Annotated in this window: 6 protein-coding genes; all 6 read right to left on the reverse strand. The window is 52.1% G+C overall.

What is annotated here, in order from left to right:
* The coding region (locus tag Q0294_RS14715) for a cytochrome c oxidase subunit 3 (protein ID WP_299466922.1) at positions 1-1,009 on the reverse strand (1,009 nt) is incomplete at its 3' end.
* A 72-nt stretch (positions 1,010-1,081) separates the two neighbouring features.
* The gene (gene cyoE / locus Q0294_RS14720) at positions 1,082-2,014 is read right to left on the reverse strand and encodes a heme o synthase (protein WP_299466925.1); all 933 of its coding nucleotides are present in this window, start codon (positions 2,012-2,014) and stop codon (positions 1,082-1,084) included.
* 1 nt (position 2,015) lies between these two features.
* Complete coding sequence (locus Q0294_RS14725; protein WP_299466928.1) at positions 2,016-2,981, reverse strand: COX15/CtaA family protein; 966 nt, start codon at positions 2,979-2,981, stop codon at positions 2,016-2,018.
* A gap of 43 nt (positions 2,982-3,024) precedes the next feature.
* Positions 3,025-4,839, reverse strand: coding sequence for a cbb3-type cytochrome c oxidase subunit I (locus tag Q0294_RS14730; RefSeq protein ID WP_299466931.1), 1,815 nt, complete (start codon positions 4,837-4,839; stop codon positions 3,025-3,027).
* Positions 4,836-5,672 carry a cytochrome c oxidase subunit II gene (coxB, locus tag Q0294_RS14735; protein WP_299466934.1) on the reverse strand — a complete coding sequence of 279 codons (837 nt, stop codon included), beginning with the start codon at positions 5,670-5,672 and terminating at the stop codon, positions 4,836-4,838. The genes Q0294_RS14730 and coxB overlap by 4 nt, the downstream gene beginning before the upstream one ends.
* A gap of 90 nt (positions 5,673-5,762) precedes the next feature.
* The gene (locus Q0294_RS14740; RefSeq protein WP_299466937.1) at positions 5,763-7,031 is read right to left on the reverse strand and encodes a cytochrome c; all 1,269 of its coding nucleotides are present in this window, start codon (positions 7,029-7,031) and stop codon (positions 5,763-5,765) included.
* Positions 7,032-7,517 lie beyond the last annotated feature (486 nt).

Raw genomic sequence — 7,517 nt, forward strand, 5'->3', positions numbered from 1 at the left:
TAATGTAAATCAGCGGGAACAGGAAGATCCAGACCAGGTCGACAAAGTGCCAATATAGGCCGATGTTTTCGACATAGTCGTTCCATTTCTCACACAGCCGTTTTCCCTGTAGCAGCACAATCACAAACAGAATCATGCCGATGATGACATGCAGAGCGTGAAAACCTGTCAGCAGGAAATAGACGGAGGCAAACAGGTTTCCGTAGATAATGGGTTGCAGGTGATGAATCGGTGCGAGGAACTCGCCGTATTCAGGGTTTTTCTTGAGCGTTTCCAGCTCCTGATTCATCGCGGGCAGGGTGATCGATTCGTCGAGCGCCTTTTGATTTAACTCCCGGTATTTTGTGTCGAGAGCGAAATAAGCGGCGAGTTCTTTTTTTCGTGACTCCGAAGTATCAGAGGCGCCGAGTTCTGACTGCAGTTTCTGTCTCAGCTCTTCAATGGGAGGCGTGAGTGCTTCTGTTTTCTCATCGGTGACACCGGCTAACTCGACTGACTCAGCTGGTTTGGCCGGTTCTTCTTTTGCCGGCCGTTTGCTGTTGGACAATGCGATGACGCGACTGTCAACGACCTGTTTCATTTCCCGCATCGATTTGTCGATCGCCATGCGTGGCGTTTCGGGAATGTGCCCGGGCAGAATATCGTATTTAAATTTGCCCGAATACTCGTAGGCTTTGATTCCCAGGAACACACAGGCCAGCAGTAAGGTCAAGCCGAGATAACGCCGCGCTTTGGCGAAGTTGTCCGCTTTCATGCTTTCCAACGCGAGTACGACAAAATAACTGGATAAAATCAGGACGAACGTATTCAGTCCGCCTGCCCAGATTCGCAGGTGAGTGACTTCCGCATCGGTAGGCCAGCCGGGAGAGCCGGCACGCAGTACGATATAGGCTCCGATGAAGGCGGAAAAGAACATGATTTCTGTCGCCAGAAAGAGCCACATGCCTAATTTGGAATGTGGTATGGGAAGTCCCATTCGATATTGTGGCGCATGACTGTCGTGACTCATGGTAATCTTTCACTTCACATCACAGGCAGACAACGGGGCGTTGATACCTGAGTTCAATCTCTTGTTGAATCATCAATTAAAAAGTTGCAGGCGGTCCCAGGTCAGGGTTAATAACAGCACGGGAAGATAAATCAGGGAAAACCAGATTAATTCCCGAGCCGTTTTTCGGGATTCATCACGTAAAAAACGAATCGAAAATACCAGATAACCGATGCCCAGTACGAAAGCGGTCGCCGAATAAACGGTTCCCGACAGCGAGACAAACTGGGGGAGCAGGCTGACGGGAATCAGCAGTGTCGCATAAATCACGCACATCCAGCCGATCATGCCGCGAGCGGGGTCTGGGGCGGGTAACATTTTCAGTCCGGCCTGATGGTACTGATGTCGATACAGCCAGGCGATGGCCAGAAAGTGTGGGAACTGCCAGAAGAACATAATCGCGAAGATCGTGAAGGAAGAAGTATTCAGATTTCCGCCGGCAGCCGTCCAGCCCAGAATCGGAGGCATGGCACCGGGAATGGCGCCGATGGTGGTACAGAGCGAGGTGCAGCGTTTGAGTGGTGTGTAAACGAGGACATACAGGACCAGCGTCAGCATCGACAAAAAAGCGGTGAGTAAATTCACCATGAGGGCCAGATAGAAGATCCCGGCTAACGCAGAGGCGATGCCGAAGATGAGGACTTCTGAAACGGAGATCCTGCCGGAAGGGAGCGGCCGATTGACGGTGCGCGTCATCAGGGCGTCGCTTTTGATTTCCAGAAGTTGATTCAGCGAATTGCAGCCGACCGCGACAAGACCAATTCCGAACAGTGCATGCAGCAGAGGTATCACCGACCAGGAGTGGGCGCTGGCCATAGTGTACCCCAATGCGACCGAGATCAACGCCATCGTCGAAATGCGCGGTTTGATCAATTCGATGTAATCAGCAAACCGTGCCAGGCTGACGGGTTTGGCAGCAGTCTTCGATTCTTCAACGGCGATGTAGGATTGTTGTGTTGTAGACATTTCAAGCGTTACCTTCGGCATTCGGTAAGGAATCAGTAGCGGAGAGAGATTGTCCCGACTGTATGTTATTGTTTTTATTGAGCTGGTGAAGATGAAATACCCGGACAGAATACAAAACAGTCGTCATTAGAAACAGAATTCCCGTAATCAGGTGTGCGGTTCGGAAAATCGATTGTTCCCAGGAACCGGCTGTCGCGACGAATCCGGCAGCGGGCAGTCCGAATTTAGTAATCCAGGCGCCAAACCCGAGCAGGATCTGGAAGATGCCAATATGCAGCATACCCATCGCAGGGCGTTTCAGCCATTTGATACCGGATTTGCGGGCGCTGCGAAATTCGATGATCACAAAAATCAGCGCCACAAATGCAAAGCTCATATGCGGATGCAGGCCGACCTGGAAGTGCCTGAGGAATCCCCCCAGAAAATATTGAAACAGTACGACAAGCGGCACAGTGATCGCCAGTCGGCGTCCATAACCTGCGGGCAGAGCCGGGGGATCATTGCCGATTTCGATCCAGCGTTTGCCTGTGACCATCGTCAGAAACGCCATCAGGGTAAACACACAGGCGCCGAACAGGCCGTGTGCCATCGCCAGGCCTTTACTGTTTTCCGTGACACGAGTGCCTCCCAGAACGCCTTGAATGATCACGCAGATCAAAACTGCGATGCAGACGTTTCGAATCCACTTGATGTTTTCCACTTTGAACGCGACGATCACCAGCGCGATCGATAAAAAACCGACCAGCATGCCCAGCAGACGGTGTCCGTGCTCGTAAAATTTATCAGAGGCCCGATCGAACCAGGAGTAGGTCAGCATGTTTTGCCCGTCGGAGGTCGGCCAGTCGGGAAACGCCATGCCGTAACCTTCTGTCGTGACGTGACCACCCACGATCATCAACGGCAGCGTAGCGACAGCGGTCGCCAGTGCGAGTTTGAAAAGCCACGGATGATATTGTTGCTGGTTCATTACAGGGACTACTTTTAGTACGTTATCAACTTAAACAGTGGTTTTAAAAGGTGGTTTCAGTTTCCGCTTTTGGTTTCGCCTGCTGACATTCTTTTTCCGTCTGCATCAGGAAGTCTTTGTCTCCATTGAAGACGGCATATTCATTCGGTCCGTGATAAATCATCGGCACAAAATCAAAGTTGCCATGCGGCGGCGGAGAAGGAGCCGACCATTCCAGAGTGGTTGCGTTCCAGGGGTTGCGACCTGCTTTGGGGCCCCAGAACATGCTGTAGAAAATATTGATGAACAGCAGGATCTGTGCAGCTCCCATCAAGATCGCGGAGAGAGTCATGAACTGATTCATCGGCAGCAGGTGTTCGAGGTAGCCATGCAGATAAGGATCTGCATACCGACGGGGCATGCCCTGCATACCGAGAAAGTGCATCGGGAAAAATGTTCCGTTGGCACCGATAAAGGTCAGCACGAAGTGTGTTTTGCCCAGTTTTTCATTCATCATGCGGCCGAACATTTTCGGGAACCAGAATTGAATGGCGGCGAAAACTCCAAACAGGGTGGCACCGAACAGCACGTAATGGAAGTGCGCGACGATGAAATAAGTATCGTGGAAATAGACGTCGACGGGAACAGCCGCCATGAAGATACCACTCAGCCCACCGACGATGAACATCGATAAGAAGGCGATACAGTTCAGGGTGACGGTATTGAACTCCAGTTTTCCGCCCCAGATGGTGGCGGTCCAGTTAAAAGTTTTGACGGCGGACGGGAGTGCAATCATCATGGTGGCGACCATGAACGCCATGCCGACCGCGGGGTTCATGCCGCTTGTATACATGTGGTGGCCCCAGACGATGAATCCCAGGCTGGCGATGGCCGACATGGAGATTACCATCGGTTTATAACCGAACAGGGGTTTGCGGCACATGCAGCTGAGCATGTCGGAGACCATACCCATCACGGGGAGCAGCATAATATAAACGGCAGGATGCGAATAGAACCAGAACAGGTGCTGCCATAACAGGGCCTGCCCGCCACCCACGGTAGGTGCGGCGTTGTTGATTACCAGACCGGACGGATAAAAGAAGCAGGTACCCAGTAAGCGGTCGGCGACCTGCATGAAGCCGCCGGCGGTAAGAACGGGAAGGGCGAACGCCTGCAGGATGGCGGTGATGAACAGTCCCCAGATCGTCATCGGCATGCGGAAGAAAGTCATGCCGGGCGCACGCATATTGATAATGGTGGTCATGTAGTTGATGGAACCCATCATGGATGAGAAACCGATGAAGGTGACACCCAGCAGCCAGTAGGTTTGTGCGGTTCCGGAACCGGGGGCCGCTTGTGCCAGGTCTGCCAGAATCGGATACGACGTCCAACCGGCGGCAGGACCGCCGGCGTGTGTGAAGCTCAGTCCAAAGCAGGCGATGGCAGGCCACATAAACCAGTAGCTCAACATGTTGAGCTTGGGAAATGCCATATCGTCGGCACCGATCATCAGCGGGATCAGGAAGTTGCCGAAGGTGCCTGCCAGAATCGGAATGATTACGAGAAAGATCATCACGGTGGCATGCATCGTGAACAACATCGTATAGAACTCGGGAGAAATCTGCCCCCCTTCCGCAGCGAACAGCCAGGGGCCGACAATGGGCATGGATTCCCACGGGAACGCCAGTTGCCAGCGGACGGCGAGCGCCAGTGCGCCGCCGACAATCATCATCAGCAATGTCGTGAACAGAAACTGAATCGCGATGACTTTATGATCGGTGGAAAAGATATATTTCGTAATGAAATTTCCGGGTGCGTGATGCGACAGCGGTTTCAGGATCGGCTGCAGCCCGGTGGGTGATGGATTCAAGACACTCATTTCTCTGTCGCCTCACTCTCTGTGCCGTTCTCCGTAGCAGCAATTTTTCCCAGTCCGTCATAAGACTGTCTCTCGGTGAGGTTTTTCAGATAGAGCTGATATTCGTCTTCGGGCTGCACGATGACATGGGCTTTCATTTTATAGTGACCCCAGCCACAGAGTTCAGCACAGACCAGGTCATAAGTGCCGGGTTTGTTGGCTTCGAACCAGACCGGGATCTGCAAACCGGGCAGGGCATCCTGTTTAATTCTTAAAGCGGGCATGAAAAACGAGTGCTGCACATCGTCGCTGCGCAATTGAATCATAACCGGCTTGCCGAAAGGGACGTGCAGTTCATTGACGGAATACAGGTCGTCGGACTGCGGTTTTTGCTGAAGTTTTTTGCCGATGGCAGGGTAACGGAACCGCCACTCAAACTGACGCGCGGTGACTTCTGCCAGCGGGTCTTTCACGGCTGCTTCGGGGTAGTATTTTTTAATGCGGAAGTCGGCCCAGATATTCATCTGATATATGGCCAGAAACAAGAGGATCACGCCGGGGATGATGGTCCAGATCAATTCGAGTTTATGGTTGCCGTGCGTATGGCTCGCGCGCTCTTCGCGATTATTGGCACTGCGCCAGAGGGCATAAACCAGGACAGCCTGCGTGCCGATAAACACGATCGCGGTGACGATCAGAATCAAATAAAACAGCCCGTCGATGCGGATGCCCAGATTGCTGGCGGCTTGCGCATTGTCATACGGAAATGACCAGCCAATCCAGGGAGCCATCGCGCAGGATACGACTGCTGCCACAGGCCAGAACAGAAAAAATAAACACCATCCTTTACCCACTACAGGTCTCCCGTTCGCTTTTCATGTTGAGGACGCAATTGGTTTTCATAATATTCCGGAGACAATTCATTCCGTTTCTTCGATTTTCGGTCAGCGATTTTCAGAGTAGGGCAGGCTCATCACGTAGTTAACCAGATCCCATAATTCTTCGTCGGACAAAGAACCGCCAAAGGCAGGCATCGGCGTCCCTTTGATCCCCGCAAACAGACGCCGGTACGTGTCAATCGGTCTGCGACCGCCGCGATAAATCCCGCGGTGCAGATCTCGCGGCGGGAGTTGATTCCCCCAGATATCATGCAGACCCCGGTTGGGATATTTTTCATTCGTCGCCGGATTGGTCCAGAAATCCTGAGTGGCGGTTCCGTTGCCGCGGCCCTGAGGACCATGACAGGAGGCGCATTTGGTTTTTTCGCTGAGATAAAGTTTGCGGCCTCGCTCGCGGGATTCCGGAGTGTCGGCGACACGCGCTGATCTCGGTATGACGAGCGCGTCTTCCAGATTGGCTTCTTCCCAGGCATCGGACACGCTCGAAGTGGCGAATTCAAGTGTGTCGGGAAAATCCTCTTCCATAAAATCTTTTAATTCTTCCAGAACCTCTTCACGTGTCTCGCCTCCGTCTTTGCTGGTGCGTTCTGCCATCGCTTTATTGGAATAGTCGAGGAACAGTTCGTCCACCAGTTTCTTTTCTGTTTCTCCCCGGATCGAGAGCCAGATCACATAGTTCACGATGGCCGAGACTTCGTCGTCCGTCAGTAATTTGAAGGAGGGCATGTAAGTGCCTGCGATGCCTTCTTTGACGGTGCGACCCAGGTCGTCGACTTGCGCTTTGTTGGTTGGTTTGGTCGACGTGTATTTATAAATTCCCAGCCGGAAATCACGGGGGGGAGGATTCAGATAACGTGAAGTTGGCCCCGTCCCTTCACCACTCATGCCGTGACAGTGCATGCAGTGCCGGTTATACAGATCGCGGCCATACTGCAGTCGAACACATTTCAGCAGAAAAGTGTCGCCTGGCTGCGGATCAATTTCGGCTGATTTATCGACGGCAACCATGCCGGTCTCAAAGTTGTATTCTTTGACGCGTGAAACCTGTCCCTGCCCTTTGCCGGACGTCCATTCGAGAGGCAGCCCCTGCAGTTTATCATAGGCGTCTGTCAGCCCTGTGACTTCAAAACGGATCAGAGGCTGGTCTTTACCGGTGGGTTCGACGGTTTTCACTACTCCCGGAATATCACCAAACTCGGTGGGGAGCTCTGGAAACTGTGTCAGCGCAAAGGGGTTGCCGAACTGCCTGACCAGTGCTTCTTTGACAGGTTTGGCAGCTTCCGGAATGAGTTCATTGGTCTTTTTCGAGAACACAAACTCAACCTGTGGTTGTTCGCAACCCGGGAGGCTGATCAGCGGGAGGAGGAGCAACAAGATAAGACGACTTAACCCAAATCTCACAGAAGTGAATCCTCACTTATATATTTTATGACAGCATATTTACGACAGATGAACGAATCTGACTGTGATGGAAACGGTTCCACCCGAGTGACCGAATTACCACAGACACTCACTCATCCCGGCTGCCCCTGATGCGGTACAGCAACGCCAAAAATTATTACTAAAGAAAAATACTGTGGCTGATCTGTTCAAATCCGCAATCATTTTTCTGACAGGTTTGCTTGTTCGGGGTGGGAGACTTTACAGCCTGATTACTTAAGTAATTCTGGCAATGCTCAGACGTTCTGACAACCAGCGTTTCTCTTAAGAGAGCCTTTTCTCACAAGCAGGAAGGTCAATCTGTTGATGGTCCCAAACGCGGGAATCACACTGATAATATAGTATTTTCTTTCTCTCTTT

It is taken from the genome of uncultured Gimesia sp. (assembly GCF_937919775.1).
Classification (GTDB): domain Bacteria; phylum Planctomycetota; class Planctomycetia; order Planctomycetales; family Planctomycetaceae; genus Gimesia.